Consider the following 14,533-nt stretch of genomic DNA (forward strand, 5'->3'; position numbering starts at 1 on the left):
TCCTTCGGCCGGCAGGCGTTACGGGGAGGCACTGACGGTGCCTCCCCGTAACGCCCGCCACTCACTGACGCGCGGTCACGGCCACGGTCACAGCCGTGGGTCGACGGGCTCCGACTCCAGGGCCAGTACCGCGAAGACCGCTTCGTGGACGCGCCACAGCGGCTCCCCGTCGGCCAGCCGGTCCAGAGCCTCCAGGCCCAGGGCGTACTCGCGCAGCGCGAGGGAGCGCTTGTGGTTCAAGAACCTGCCCCGCAGCCGCTCCAGGTTGTGCGGGCGGGTGTACTCGGGACCGTAGATGATCCGCAGGTACTCACGGCCGCGGACCTTGATACCCGGCTGCACGAGCCGGCCCTTCCCGTCCCGCGCGAGCGCCTGCAGCGGCTTGACGACCATGCCCTCGCCGCCGCGTCCGGTCATCTCCAGCCACCAGTCGACCCCGGCGCGCACCGAATCCTCGTCGCCCGTGTCGACGATCAGCCGTCGGGTGACCTGGAGCAGGCCGGTGGGGTCGTGCTCCACCAGCCGGTCCAGCCAGGCGAGCTGTTCGTCGTGCGGCACCGCTGCGAGCGAGCGGCCCTGGGCGGCGAGGATCTGGAACGGCGCCAGCCGCACCCCGTCGAGACCGTCGGTCGTCCAGCAGTAGCGCCGGTACGCCTCGGTGAACGCGGCCGCGTCGGCCGCCCGCTCACGCTGCTGGGCGAGCAGCCCGTCAACGCCGACACCGCGTGCCACGGCGGCCTCCAGGGCGGCTGTGGCATCCGGCAGCACCGCGCCGGAGGCGGCGCCGACCGCCGCGTACTGCGAGCGCAGCAGTCCGGACGCCTTCAGCGACCACGGCATCAACTCGGCGTCCAGCAGCAGCCAGTCGGTGGTCAGCTGCTCCCACAGTCCGGCTTCGGAAATCGCCGTACGCAGTCGGCCGAGGATCTCCTCGGTGACGTCGGGGCCGCTGAGGGAATCAGTGAAGAACGGCCGTCCGGTACGGGTGTACAGGGCACCCGTGGCTCCGTCCACGCCGAACCGCTCCCGCGCGGCGGCCGCGTCCCGGCACACCAGCACCACGGCCCGCGAGCCCATGTGCTTCTCCTCGCAGACGACCTTGCCGACGCCGTCGGCCCGGTACTGGGCGAAGGCCTCGGCAGGGTGCTCCAGATAGCCCTCCTCCTTCGAGGTGGCGGTCGGGGCCATCGTCGGCGGCAGGTAGGTCAGCAGCCGCGGGTCGACCGCGAAGCGGCTCATGACCTCCAGCGCCGCCGCGGCGTTCTCCTCGCGTACACCGATCCGGGACATGTGGCGGGTCTCCACCACCCGACGTCCCTGCACATCGGCAAGGTCCAGCGGACGGCCCTCACGACCGCCCGGCGCCTCGGTGACCAGCGGCTTGGCCGGCTCGTACCAGACCTTCTCGGCCGGTACGTCGACCAGTTCACGCTCCGGCCAGCGCAGCGCGGTCATCCTGCCGCCGAAGACGGCACCGGTGTCCAGGCAGATGGTGTTGTTGATCCACGAGGTGCTGGGTACCGGGGTGTGGCCGTAGACGACCGCGGCGCGCCCCCGGTAGTCCTCCGCCCAGGGGTAGCGCACCGGCAACCCGAACTCGTCGGTCTCGCCGGTGGTGTCCCCGTACAGCGCGTGCGAGCGGACCCGCCCGGAGGTACGGCCGTGGTACTTCTCGGGCAGTCCCGCGTGGCAGACGACCAGCTTGCCCTCGTCGAGCACGTAGTGGCTGACGAGCCCGTCGATGAACTCCCGCACCTGCTCGCGGAACGCCGGGTCCCTGGCGTCCTCCCGTTCCATCTGTTCGATGGTCTCGGCAAGGCCGTGGGTGTGCTGGACGTTGCGTCCCTTGAGCCACCGGCCGAGCTTGTTCTCGTGGTTCCCGGGCACGCACAGGGCGGTGCCCGCGGCGACCATGCCCATGACGCGGCGCAGCACACCGGGACTGTCGGGCCCGCGGTCGACGAGGTCACCGACGAAGACGGCGGTGCGCCCCTCGGGGTGTGCCCCGTCGACATAGCCGAGTCTGGCGAGCAGGGTCTCCAGCTCGGAGCGGCAACCGTGGATGTCGCCGATGATGTCGAACGGGCCGGTGAGGTGGCGCAGGTCGTTGTAGCGGCGCTCGAGGACGATCTCGGCGCGGTCGGCCTCCCCGACGCTGCGCAGGATGTGCACCTTGCGGAAACCCTCGCGCTCCAGTCCGCGCAGTGAGCGGCGCAGCTCGCGCCGGTGGCGCTGGATGACATGGCGGGGCATGTCCGCGCGGTCGGGGCGTGCGGCGTTGCGTGCGATGCAGACGTCTTCGGGCAGGTCGAGGACGATCGCGATGGGCAGGACGTCATGCTGCCGCGCGATCTGGACCAGCCGGCGGCGGCTCTCGGACTGCACGTTGGTGGCGTCGACGACGGTCAGCCGCCCTGCGGCGAGCCGCTTGCCGGTGATGTAGTGCAGGACGTCGAAGGCGTCACCGCTCGCGCTCTGGTCGTTCTCGTCGTCGGCGACGAGCCCGCGGCAGAAGTCGGAGGAGATGACCTCGGTGGGCTTGAAGTGCTTGCGGGCGAAGGTGGACTTGCCGGATCCGCTGGCGCCGACGAGGACGACGAGGGACAGGTCGGTCACCGGGAGCCGACGGCCGCCCGGTGTGGTGCCGGCGGTGCTGGGGGTGGTGCTGGTCATGCGGCCTTCGCCTCCTTCTCGCTCTTCCCGGTCTTCTCTGTCTTGCCGGTCTTGCCGGTCTCTGTCTTGTCGGCCTTCTCGAACACGGCCATCTGCGTGGGCGGCCCCACCTCGGGGTCGTCGGGGCCGACGGGCACGAACCGCACCTCGTAGCCGTTCCGCTCGGCAACCGCCGCGGCCCAGGCGCTGAACTCCCCTCGGGTCCACTCGAACCGATGGTCGCCGTGGCGCACATGCCCTGCGGGCAGCGTCTCCCAGCGGACGTTGTACTCCACGTTCGGGGTCGTCACGAGCACCGTCTGTGGACGGGCGGACCCGAACACCGCGAACTCCAGGGCCGGCAGCCTCGGCAGGTCGAGATGCTCGATGACCTCGCTCAGCACGGCTGCGTCGTATCCGGTGAGCCGTTTGTCGGTGTACGTGAGGGAGCCCTGCAGCAGTGTGACGCGCGCGGCCTGGCGCTCGCCGAGACGGTCCAGCTTGAGCCGGCGACCGGCGATGGTCAGCGCTCGCACCGAGACATCGACTCCGACGATCTCGGTGAAGCGGATGTCCTTGAGGAGCGCCTGCACCAACTGGCCCTGGCCGCAGCCCAGGTCGAGCACCCGGCTCGCGCCCGCGGCCCGCAGCGCTTCGAGGATGGCACCCCTGCGCTGCTCGGCGAGCGGGACCGGCCGCTCCTCGGTGTCCGTGGTCTCGTCCACGGCGTTGTCCACGTCCTCGACGTCGAGGTCGTCGGCCTCGGCCAGGCGCACCAGCTCCAGGCGGTCCATCGCCTGCCGGGTCAGTCCCCAGCGGCGCGAGAGATAGCGACTGGTGATCAGCTTGTGCTCGGGGTGGTCCGCCAGCCAGCCCTCACCGGCCCGCAGCAGCTTGTCGACCTCGTCGGTCGCCACCCAGTAGTGCTTGGCGTCGTCGAGCACCGGGAGCAGCACATACAGCTGCCGCAGGGCGTCACAGAGCCGCAGCTCGCCCTCGAGCGCCAGCTGCACATAGCGGGAGTCTCCCCACTCGGGGAACTGCTCGTCCAGCGCCACCGGCCGTGCCTCGACCGACGTCCAGCCCAGGGGGCCGAACAGTTTGTGGACCAGCTCGGCGCCGCCGCGGGCGGGCAGGGCAGGCACCACGATACGCAGGGGAAGCGGGGCATCGGCGCGCTCGGGCAGAGCGGCGCACACACCGCGCAGGGCGCTCTTGAACACCGTGCTCATCGCGACGGACAGCAGGGACGACGCCGCGTACGGGCGGTCGTTGACATACTGCGCGAGCGCCGAGTCGGGCGCGCCGCCGCGGCCCTTGCCCTTGCCGCGCCGCACCAGCGCCACCGGATCCACCTCCAGCAGCAGCGCGGCGGTGCACCGCTCGACGGACGCCTCGGGGTAGAAGACATGCGCCGTGCCGTGCGAGGTGGAGAACGTCTGCGCCTTCTCTGGATGCTTGTGCAGCAGATGGCCGAGATCGGTCGCGGGACGCTCCGGGGTACCGGTCGTACTGATCGTCAGGAACACGCGTCCGAGTATCGCCCGGTTCGACTGCCCCCACCAGGGGTTTTCGCTCGTCGCACGCGTGGGCTCTGTGCGCGCTCCACGGCGGCTCCCGGATGGCGACCGTTGGTCCGCACCCGTTCTGCCCTGTGCCGCTGAAGCCCGGGCGGCCGGAGGTCATTCCTTGCCCAGCAGCCGCGCCAGTTCGCCGATCCGGTCCGGTCCCACCCGGCAGCAGCCGCCGACCAGCCGGGCCCCGGCCGCCTGCCAGTCGCACGCGCGTGCCGGGTCGTACAGCGAGCCCCCGCGCCAGGTCCGCCCCACGGGGTCCCACTGCTCTCCGCTGTTGGGGTAGACGACGACCGGCTTGCCCGTCACCGCTGCCGCGAGCTCCACCGCTGCGGCTGCCTCGGCCGGCTCGCAGCAGTTCACCCCCACCGCGATCACCTCGTCCCGGCCGGCGGCCAGGGCGAAGGCGTCGGCCGTCCGCTGCCCGGCCCTGGTACGGCCGCCCGCGACGGTGTACGACAGCCAGACCGGCACCCCGCATCCGGCGGCCGCCCGTAGCAGCGCCTCGGCCTCGTCCGTGTCCGGCACGGTCTCCAGGGCCAGGACATCCGGCTCCGCCGCCGCCAGGACCTCGATCCTCGGCCGGTGGAAGCGTTCGAGCTCCCGCACGCTCAGCCCGTAGCGGCCCCGGTACTCGCTGCCGTCCGCGAGCATCGCACCGTACGGCCCGACGGAGGCGGCGACCCACACCTCATGACGCGCCGCCTCCCCCGCCGTGCGGGCCAGCTCGACACTCCGTCCGAGCAGTCCCGCTGCCTCCTCGCGCCCGATACCGCGCCGCTCGAATCCCTCGAAGGTGGCCTGGTAGCCGGAGGTGATGAGCACCTGTGCGCCCGCCCGTACATACGCCGTGTGCGCTGCCTCGATCTCCTGTGGATCGTCGGCCAGCAGCCGCGCCGACCAGAGGTCGTCGGACAGATCGCAGCCCTGCGCCTCAAGCTGGTTGGACAGGCCGCCGTCGAGCAGGACGACCTCGTCGGCGAGCGCGGCGGCAAGGCTGCGGACGGGCTTCACAGGAGCTCCTCGTGTCGGCCTCGGCGCACGGCGCCTCAGCGGGACGAGTCTCGGCGGATCAGCCGAGCTGGGACTGGACCTGGGACGAGATCAGCTCCAGATGGTCGAGGTCGTCGAGGTCCAGGACTTGGAGGTAGATCCGGGACGATCCGATCGCGGCATAGCGCCCGATCTTGTCCACGACCTCGGCGGGCGAGCCCGCAAGTCCGTTCGCCTTCAGTTCGTCCACCTCCCGTCCGATGGCGGCGGCACGGCGCGCCACCTCCGCGTCGTCCTTGCCCACGCATACGACCAGGGCGGTCGAGTACACCAGCTCGTCAGCGGCGCGCCCGGCGGCCCGGGCGGCGGCTCGCACCCGGCCGAACTGGCGCTCGCTGTCCTCGACCGACGCGAACGGGATGTTGAACTCGTCGGCGTACTGCGCGGCGAGGCGGGGGGTGCGGATCGCCCCGTGACCGCCGATCAGCACGGGCACCTTCGGCTGGGCGGGCTTCGGCAGGGCGGGCGAGTCGGTCAGCTGGTAGTACTCGCCCTCGTACGAGAACGTCTTGCCGGCCTCCGTGGCCCACAGTCCGGTGATGATCGCCAGCTGCTCCTCCAGCCGCGCGAATTTCTCCTGGGGGAACGGGATGCCGTACGCCCTGTGCTCCTCCTCGAACCAGCCGGCTCCAAGGCCCAGTTCGACCCGGCCGCCGGACATCTGGTCGACCTGTGCCACCTGGATGGCCAGCACTCCGGGAAGACGGAACGTCCCTGCGGTCATCAGTGTGCCGAGGCGGATGCGCTTGGTCTCGCGGGCCAGGCCGGCCAGGGTGATCCAGGCGTCGGTCGGGCCGGGCAGTCCGTCGGAGGCGCCCATGCTCAGATAGTGGTCGGAGCGGAAGAAGGCGTCGAAGCCGAGGTCCTCGGCGGCCTTGGCGACGGTCAGCAGGGTGCCGTAGCTCGCACCTTGCTGGGGCTCGGTGAAGATTCGAAGATCCATACATCCATCCTGCACCGTCGGCCCTCGCGGCGTCGCGGGGCGTCAGGGGCCGGCCGGCCCCATCTCCGCGACCGGCCGTGCCGGGCCCGCCCTGCCCCGCACGGTGTCAGGAGGCCGGTCGCTCTCGTGCGCCGCGAGCCTGCGCAGCATGCCGCGCACCCGGTCGCTCGACTCGTCGGCTGCGTCTATCGCCTCGATGCACTGCCAGTAGAGACCTTCGTCGTCGGTGGCGCAGGCCACGCCGACGAGCGCCATCCCCACCTCCCCCAGCAGCGCATGCAGCGCGGTCAGCGCAGCGTGCATATCGGCCACTTGGGTCAGCTGCGCGGCTCGCACCCCGCCGCTGCGCACCATCGGATGATCAAGCACTCCGCAGGCCCGGCCCCCGATCTCGCTCAGCGCCCGCGCCTCGCCTCTCAGTCCCGGCGGCCCGCACAGGGCGATCTTGCTGCCGATCGCCTGTGCGAGAGCCTGGGCCTGCCAGGCCTCGGCCACGACGTCCGGCACCTCGCGGCTCTCGGCCAGGGCATCTCGGCTGATCGTGACGAGCCGTTCCGCGTCCATGTACGCACCCCCGTTCGTACGACTTTCTGCCCACTCAGTTCATTACCCAGAGTGAAGCCGCTTGAGCCGAAAAGCCAGGGGAATTCCGAAATCTGTGGACAGCACGGCCATTGTGGAAAACTCGGCAACTCCATAGAGTGACAACGATCTGCCGGGGGCCACCCGCGCAGCGGTCCCCGGGCGGTCCACAACAGTCCGCTTCGGTCCGCTTCGGTCGGCGGTCACCTCGCCGTCACTTCGCCGGGAAGCGCAGTTCATTGCGGTCGATCTTGTCGGAGAGTGCCGCCAGCACGTCGATCCCGAGTACCTCGCAGAACTGCAGGAGATACGCCAGAACGTCCGCCGCCTCGTCCCGCACCCGGTGCGCCGTGCCCTCCTCCTCCATCACCCGCGCCGACTGCTCCGGCGTCAACCACTGGAAGATCTCGACGAGTTCGGAGGCCTCGACGCTCAGCGCGACCGCCAGGTTCTTGGGGGTGTGGTACGGCTCCCAGTGCCGCGCCGCCGCGAACTCGGCGAGCCTGCGCTGCAGCCCCACCACGTCCAGTGGGCTCTCGTCCGGCGCGTCGTCTGTCGTCACGGCACCAGGTCTACCACTGTCGCACCGCCGATCCCGCGCGCGCCCGACGCATCGGCGAGCGTTCCGACCAGCCGGATGTGCCCCCGCGCGCACATCTCCGCGGCCAGAGTGAGAAGTTCACGCGTCTGCGCCGCGTCGAGGCAGCGGTCGAAGCCGTCGGCGAGCACCGTGAGCGACTGGTACGCCGTCGGCACCTCGTCCACCTGGTCCATCGCCAGCACCCCCGGCCCGGTGAGCAGCACCAGCGCAAGCCCGAGATACCTCAACTCGCCCTCGCCGAGCCGCCCCACCGGTGTGTCCGCCCGGCTGCCGCCCCGGCCGAGCAGCGCCTGCACCGTACCGTCCGGCAGCTCCTGAACGGCCAGGTCCGCCACCTCCCCGGCACACCCCGCACGCGCCGCGGCGGCGAGCCGCGCATGCCGTATGGCGCATTCGCTGCGGGTGCGGTGCAGAACCTCGGCGAGGTTGTCGCAGCCGCGGCGCAGCCGGCCCGCGCCCGCCGCGCCGGCCGCGACCGGCCCGCGCATGCGATGCGGCTGCGGATCGCAGACGAAGGCGGAGCGCAGTGCCAGCACGACCTGTTCCGCGGCGGCGAGCACCTGCAACTGCCCCTGGGTCTTGCCCGCGACGCGCAGCGGCAGCAGGGCGGTGCCGAGCCGGTCGCCCGGCAGCGGTGCGCGGGTGACGGCAGCGGATCCGGCGGTGTGCCAGGCGGCCTGAACCGTGGTGCGGCCGGGGTCCCGCAGCGCGGTGCTCAGCAGGGTCCGGCCGTCGCCGGTCAGCCGTTCGCCGACCACGCGCAGTTCCGGTTCGGCCTGCACGGCCAGATCGAGCCGGACGGTGCCGGCCGGACCCTCGACGGTGCAGCCGATCCGGAATCCGCGCCGCCCCTGGCGGTCGGCCGCCGCCCATTCCGGAACGCACCCGGCCGGGTCGGGGAAGGCCGCGGTCAGCTCCTCCCCCGCACCCAGCCGCGCCAGGGCCTCGTACGCCTGCAGCACGCTCGACTTGCCACTGCCGCTCGCCCCCGCGAAGAGCGTCAGGGGCCCCAGTCGGAACGCGGCGTTCCGGTGCGCTCTGAAGGCGGAGAGCCGCAGTTCGGTGACGGTGGGGCGGGCGGTCTGCACGCCGCTGCGAGCTGTGGTGGGGTCCATGAACGGGACGGTACGCAGCCCCGGTACGCCGAACCGTTCCGCCGCCGTGCCCTTCCTACGAATGAGGGACGGCCCCTATGAATGAGGGACCGCGGTCGCCGCGATTCCCTCTACCTCCGTGCCCTCGGGCGCGAGCAGGAAGACGCTGCGGTCCACCCGGTGCATCCCACTGCCCAGCCCGAAGACGACACCGCTGCTGAAGTCCAGGATGCGCTTGGCGACTTCGGTGTCGGCGCTCGTCAGATCGAGCAGCACCGGGATGCGGTTGACCAGGTACTCGGCGACCTCGCGCGCGTCGGCGAAGACCTGCACCCTGAGGACCACGAAGCGACGCTGCTCCGCGGCCTCGTACTCCTGGGGGACGGTGCGGTGATCGACTCGCGACGGCCACTCGTTGCGCCCGCGCAGCGGCACGACCTGGGCCAGGCCCTCCCACTGCTCGTCGGTCACGTCATACCTCTCGTACCTACTCATACGTCCATCCTCGCGCCCCTCACCCGTTCGGCCCAACAGCGACACGGGTGAGGGGGCGAGGACTTATGACGGTCAGCCGCGTTCGAAGACCGCCACGGTGCGCGCGGGGACCGTGAAGGTCCCCGAACTCCTCTCGTACGACGAGGACTTCGCCACCTCGTCGGCACCGGAGCGCTGCACGGGGTGAAGGGTGTAGGCCTGGTCGGCGAGCGCCTCGATCCGCTGGGTCTGCCGGTCCGGCGTGGCGTTGAAGACGGCCACGAGGTCACCGAGCCGCATGGTGATCACGCCCGGGGTCTCGCCCTTGCCCGACAGCGGGAAGGAGAGCGCGGACTGGACCTGGCCGGCGGTGCTCAGGCTGAACGCCTGCTCCGTGCCGCGGATCCTCAGCAGGTCCCGGTAGGCGGCGGAGGCGCCGTCGATCTGTGCACAGCCCACGGTGAGTGCCGGCGCGGTCAGCAGCGGCTTGGCGTATCCCCACTTGGACTTGTTGTCGGCCTCCGGCGGCAGGCCGCGGCCGAAGCCGTTGCCGTCGCGGCAGTCCCAGTGGATCGCGTTGAACCAGTCCCCGCTGTCGTACGAGTTGCGGTCCAGCGACTTGGAACGCAGCAGGTCCGTGCCCGCCTGGGAGAGCGCGGGCCCCTGCGACAGCGCCGCGGTGCCCATCGCGAGCACCTGCATCCTCGCCCGGTCCGCCGGGGAGGTGTCGGCCGGGAGCTTGAAGGCGAGGGCGTCGTACAGCGACTCGTTGTCATGCGCGTCCGCGTAGGCGAGCGCGTCGCCGGGGACGGCGGCATAACCGGCCGGGGAACCGTTGTAGTCGACCTCGGAGCCCTTGACCGTACGGCCGGTGGTGTCCGTGAAGGAGTAGCCGGCCAGGTTCCCGGACAGGCCCACCTTGATGAGGTCCTGGTAGTGCAGCAGCCGGGCCTTCTGCGCTTCCCGGGTGCCGTTCGCCGACGAGGAGTTGGGGTCGGTGTACAGACCGGAGGCGAAGCCCTGCACGCCCGGGTCCTCGTCGAACGGGCCACCACCGCGGACCGCGTCCCGTGCCCGGTCGGAGAAGGTCGCGATGCCCGTGCCCGCCATGTTCTTCTGGGTGGCCTGGACGAAGCGGGAGTCGTCAGCGATTTCGCCGAAGTTCCAGCCCTCGCCGTAAAGGATGATCTTCCGTCCGTCCACTCCGTCCTTGGCGAGGGTCAGCTCGTCGAGCGCGGCACGCACCGCGAGGATGTTGGCCTTCGGGTGGTGGCCCATCAGGTCGAAGCGGAAGCCGTCGACCTTGTAGTCCCGGGCCCAGGTGACGATCGAGTCGACGACGAGCTTGCCCATCATCGCGTTCTCGGGCGCGGTGTTGGCGCAGCAGGTGGAGGTCGCGACCGTACCGTCGGCGAGCAGCCGCTGGTAGTAGCCGGGCACGACCTTGTCGAGCACGGACCTGTCCGCCTGGCCGCTGGCCACCGTGTGGTTGTAGACGACGTCCATGACGGTGCGCAGCCCGTCCTGGTTCAGCGCCTGGACCATCCGGCGGAACTCGACGGTGCGCCGGGTCCCGTCCGGGTCGGTGGCGTACGAGCCTTCGGGGACGGTGTAGTGGAAGGGGTCGTAGCCCCAGTTGAACGCGTCCTTGGCCGCGGCCCTGGCCACGCACGCCTGCTGCTCGTCGGAGTCGGGAGCGTAGACCGACAGGTCGCAGTCGGGCTGCTGCTGGTCGGACTTCTTCTCGGGGATGGTGCCGATGTCGAACGCCGGCAGCAGGTGGACGTACGACGTGCCTGCGGCGGCGAGGTCACGCAGGTGCCTCGAGCCCTTGCTGTCCTTGTCGGCGAAGGCCAGATACGTGCCCTTGTTGTCGGCCGTCGGGTCCGCGATCGAGAAGTCGCGGATGTGCAGCTCCTGGATCTGTGCGTCCCGCAGCGGGAGCGCGGCCGGCTTCTTGAGCGTCGACCAGCCGGACGGGGCGAGGGACTTGTCCCGCAGGTCGGCGATGACACTCCGCTCGGAGTCGGCGGTCAGCGCGACCGAGTAGGGGTCGGTGACCTTGTTGGTGACGATCCGCTGGACGCTGGGCGCCCACACCTTCACCGCGTAGCGGTAGGTCTTTCCCTTCCAGGACCTGCTTCCCGTGACCGACCAGACGCCGCTCGCATGGTCGCGGCGCATGGCGACGGTCTTCCCGTCGAGCTCGAGCGTGGCCTGCTGGGCGGTCGGCGCCCACAGCCGCAGGGTGGGCACACCCTTGCGGTCGAAGGTCGCGCCGAGCTCGGCCGTGGTGGCCTTCGGGGAGTACAGGTCGTCGAGGACTCCGGCGATCTGCACCCCGGTGGCGGTGAGCACCGCGCCGGTGGCGGAGCGCTGCGTGGCCACCAGCTGGCCCTTGAGCGCCTCCCGGACCCGGTCCCGGTCGCGCGGGTCGACGCTGAAGGCGGGGTACGCCTTCAGATGCGGGAACTTCGCCTTCTGGGCGTCGGTCAGCTCCGATCTGTTCAGCCGCAGCCAGCGGGCGTCACCGGTCAGTGCTCCGTCCTTGACGGCGATCGAGCCGTCGCGGGAGTAGAGCAGCTGGCTGGATGCCGCGGCTTCGCTGCCCTTCCAGGCGAGGGTGTTCGCGTCGATCCAGACGGCGTGGGACTTGGACAGGTCGAGGGCCGCGCCGCCGCCCTTGGGCTGCGGAAGCAGGTACTTCTCCTGCCCGGCGAGCAGCCACACCTCGTGGCCGTTGGCCTTGAGGTCGAGCGACTGATCGGACGGCAGGTCCTTCTCGTCGCCCTTGTGCAGGATGTAGCTGAGCGAGGTGGCTCCGGCGGCCAGTGGCACCTCGAAGACCGCTCCGTAGGCGTCGGTACGCACCGGCTCGAGCGGCTTGGACCAGTCGGTGGGCGACGCGGCGCCGGTCCAGGTGTGCAGGCCCCAGCCGCTGTGGTCCCCGTCGGCGCGCTTGTAGTGCAGGACCGCCTTGGTGGTGTCCTGGGGCGGGTACGCGCCCTCGGGCGCGGAGTTCCTGACCTCCGGCCTGCCCTGCTCGATCCATACCTCACCGGTCTTGGAGAGGTCGATGGAGCGGTCGGCGTCGACGTCCTTCACGCCGTCCTTGTCGACGGCGATGAAGCCGACGGAGGAGGCGCCGGGCTTGAGCTTGACGTAGGCGAAGGCGCCGTAGGCGTCGCGGCCGGTGAACGGCTTGCCCGCGGGCCAGGTGGTGCCTTCGCCGTCGGCGATGTCGCCCCAGGTGTACAGGCCCCAGTCGGCGTAGTTGTCGTCGGTGCGCTTGTAGTGGACGATCGCGTAGTCCCGTTGGACGGCGGACGGCGGCTGCTCCACGGCGGGCGCGCCGCTGGTGGTGGCCGCCGTGGCGCTTGCCGTACGGTCGGCGCTGTCCACCACAACGGCCTTGTAGCGCAGGGTGGTTCCGGCCGGGACCTTGTCGGAGATGTGCTGGGTGACCTTGTAGGGGGCGTGGTCGGCCGAGCCGAGCACCTGCCACTTGGAGTTTCCGACCTGGGCGGCGAAGACGACGCGGCCGAGCTGTCCGCCGTCCACGTCCGCGGCGATCTCGACGGTTCCGGTGGCGCCCGCGGCCGGGGCCTTGAGGGTGATCGCGGGTTTGTCCGCCGGAGCCGCGAGCGGGCCGGCCGCTCGCAGCACCAGCGAGGACAGTGCCGGAACGGTGACGGTGATCTTCTTGTCGGAGCCGCTGGCGACCGTTGCGGAACCGCCGTAGATCGTACGGAACTTCATGGCGGCGGAGCCGGTCGGGATGTCGACGGTCTTCGGCTCGGTCGCGTTGTTCACCGCGACGACGTACTCGGTCCTCGACTTCGCGTCGGTACGGGAGCCGGCGTACACGCCTTGGCCGTCCGCTGCGTAGCGCTCGGTCTGGATGCCGTCGCGCAGCGCCGGGTGGGCCTTGGTGAGCGCGGAGAGCGCGGCGATCTGCCGGTACAGCGGGTGCTTCGCGTCGTACGCGCTCGAGGCGTGCGTGCGTTCGGTGCCGAGCTGGTCGTCGTCGAGGTAGTCGGCGGTCCTGGAGGCGAAGAGGGTCTGGCGGGCGTCCTTGTCGCCGCCCGCGCCGGTGAAGCCCTGTTCGTCGCCGTAGTAGACGACCGGGTTGCCGCGGGTCAGGAACATCAGCTCGTTGGCGAGCCGGTAGCGCTCGAGGAGTTCCGCGTCGTCGGCCTTGGCGTTGTCCTGCTTGAGGAAGGTGCCGAAGCGGCCCATGTCGTGGTTGCCGAGGAAGGACACCGACTCATAGGCATTGGCCTTGTCGGTGGTGTAGCGGTAGTCCTGCGCGAACAGCTGCGAGAGCTTGGCCGCGGAGCCGCCCTGGGAGGCGTAGGTGCGGGCCGCGTCCTGGAACGGGAAGTCCAGGGTGGCGTCGAGCCGGCCTTGGGTCACATATGGCGAGGTGATGGCCGGGTCGGCGGAATAGACCTCGCCGAACATGAAGAAGTCGTCCCGGCCGCGCTCGGCGGCGTAGGTGTCGAGCGCGGTGGCCCACTGGGTCCAGAACTCGGTGTTGACGTGCTTGACGGTGTCGATACGGAAGCCGTCGATGCCGAAGTCGCGCACCCAGCGCTGGTAGATCTTCTCCATGCCCTCGACGACCTCGGGACGCTCGGTCCACAGGTCGTCGAGGCCGACGAAGTCGCCGTGCGCGGAGGACTCGCCGGCGAAGGTCGAGTCACCCCGGTTGTGGTACATCGTCGGGTCGTTGAGCCAGGACGGGACCTTGAGGTTCTTCTTGGCCTCGGGGACGACGGGCGTGCGCGGGAAGGAGTCGCGGTCCGTCTTCGGGAAGTCCCTGGCGCCGTCGGTGCTGTCTGCGTAGGCGCTGTCGTCGAAGGGCACGCCGTCCTTGGTGAGATAGGGGAAGGCGCCCTTGGACAGATAGCCGTACGACTTCTCCTTGTAGTCGACGACATCGGCGGTGTGGTTGGTGATGACGTCGAAGAAGACCTTCATGCCCTTGGCATGGGCCTTGTCGATCAGCTTCTCGAGGTCCGCGTTGGTGCCGAAGTGCGGGTCGACCTGCGTGAAGTCGGTGATCCAGTAGCCGTGGTAGCCGGCCGAGGCATCCTTGCCCTCACCCTGCACCGGCTGGTTCTTGAAGATCGGCGCCATCCAGATGGCGGTGGTGCCGAGCCCCTTGATGTAGTCGAGCTTGCCGGTGAGTCCCTTGAGGTCGCCGCCCTGGTAGAAGCCCTTGTCGGTGGGGTCGTACCCGGTGGCGAGGCGGGTGCCGGTCAGCCCTCCCCGGTCGTTCTTCGGGTCACCGTTGGCGAACCGGTCGGGCAGGACGAAGTAGAACTGCTCGCGGGTCAGATCGTGGCGCGCGGGCTGGGCGGCGAGCGCCCGGTCCGACGGCGGCGCGGGCGGCTCGGGCACGGCTGCCGCCGGGACGGCGGGGACCAGCGCCGCGAGGGTGACCGCCGCGACGGCGGCCACCGTTCTGCGCAGGTGCGGGCGGGGGCGTATCAAGGCGGGGTTCTCCTCGAGAGGGTGGTGGAGAGGGGGTGCCGCCCCGTACGCGCAGACGGGA

9 protein-coding genes are annotated in these 14,533 nt (G+C 70.7%); all 9 read right to left on the reverse strand.

The window, feature by feature from the left end:
* Nucleotides 1–87: 87 nt before the first annotated feature.
* The gene (locus ACFYWI_RS10975; protein ID WP_389228662.1) at nucleotides 88–2,673 is read right to left on the reverse strand and encodes a polynucleotide kinase-phosphatase; all 2,586 of its coding nucleotides are present in this window, start codon (nucleotides 2,671–2,673) and stop codon (nucleotides 88–90) included.
* Complete coding sequence (locus tag ACFYWI_RS10980) at nucleotides 2,670–4,181, reverse strand: 3' terminal RNA ribose 2'-O-methyltransferase Hen1 (protein ID WP_389228665.1); 1,512 nt, start codon at nucleotides 4,179–4,181, stop codon at nucleotides 2,670–2,672. Before ACFYWI_RS10980 ends, ACFYWI_RS10975 begins: the two co-directional genes overlap by 4 nt.
* A 153-nt stretch (nucleotides 4,182–4,334) precedes the next feature.
* Nucleotides 4,335–5,240: a homocysteine S-methyltransferase gene (gene mmuM / locus ACFYWI_RS10985; protein ID WP_389228668.1), complete on the reverse strand. Its 906-nt coding sequence runs from the start codon at nucleotides 5,238–5,240 to the stop codon at nucleotides 4,335–4,337.
* Between the two features lie 58 nt (nucleotides 5,241–5,298).
* Nucleotides 5,299–6,222, reverse strand: coding sequence for an LLM class F420-dependent oxidoreductase (locus ACFYWI_RS10990; protein ID WP_389228671.1), 924 nt, complete (start codon nucleotides 6,220–6,222; stop codon nucleotides 5,299–5,301).
* 42 nt (nucleotides 6,223–6,264) lie between these two features.
* Nucleotides 6,265–6,786: a DUF6099 family protein gene (locus tag ACFYWI_RS10995; protein WP_389228674.1), complete on the reverse strand. Its 522-nt coding sequence runs from the start codon at nucleotides 6,784–6,786 to the stop codon at nucleotides 6,265–6,267.
* A 232-nt stretch (nucleotides 6,787–7,018) separates the two neighbouring features.
* A complete protein-coding gene (locus tag ACFYWI_RS11000) occupies nucleotides 7,019–7,366 on the reverse strand; it encodes a nucleotide pyrophosphohydrolase (RefSeq protein WP_389228677.1) in 348 nt (115 codons plus the stop codon).
* A complete protein-coding gene (locus ACFYWI_RS11005) occupies nucleotides 7,363–8,520 on the reverse strand; it encodes an ATP-binding protein (RefSeq protein ID WP_389228680.1) in 1,158 nt (385 codons plus the stop codon). Before ACFYWI_RS11005 ends, ACFYWI_RS11000 begins: the two co-directional genes overlap by 4 nt.
* A gap of 75 nt (nucleotides 8,521–8,595) precedes the next feature.
* Nucleotides 8,596–8,994 (reverse strand): cell division protein SepF, encoded by a 399-nt coding sequence (locus tag ACFYWI_RS11010; RefSeq protein ID WP_389228683.1) that lies wholly within the window; start codon nucleotides 8,992–8,994, stop codon nucleotides 8,596–8,598.
* A 72-nt stretch (nucleotides 8,995–9,066) separates the two neighbouring features.
* Nucleotides 9,067–14,472: a pullulanase-type alpha-1,6-glucosidase gene (pulA, locus tag ACFYWI_RS11015; protein ID WP_389228686.1), complete on the reverse strand. Its 5,406-nt coding sequence runs from the start codon at nucleotides 14,470–14,472 to the stop codon at nucleotides 9,067–9,069.
* Nucleotides 14,473–14,533 lie beyond the last annotated feature (61 nt).

Source organism: Streptomyces sp. NPDC002889, from assembly GCF_042888425.1.
Taxonomy (GTDB): domain Bacteria; phylum Actinomycetota; class Actinomycetes; order Streptomycetales; family Streptomycetaceae; genus Streptomyces.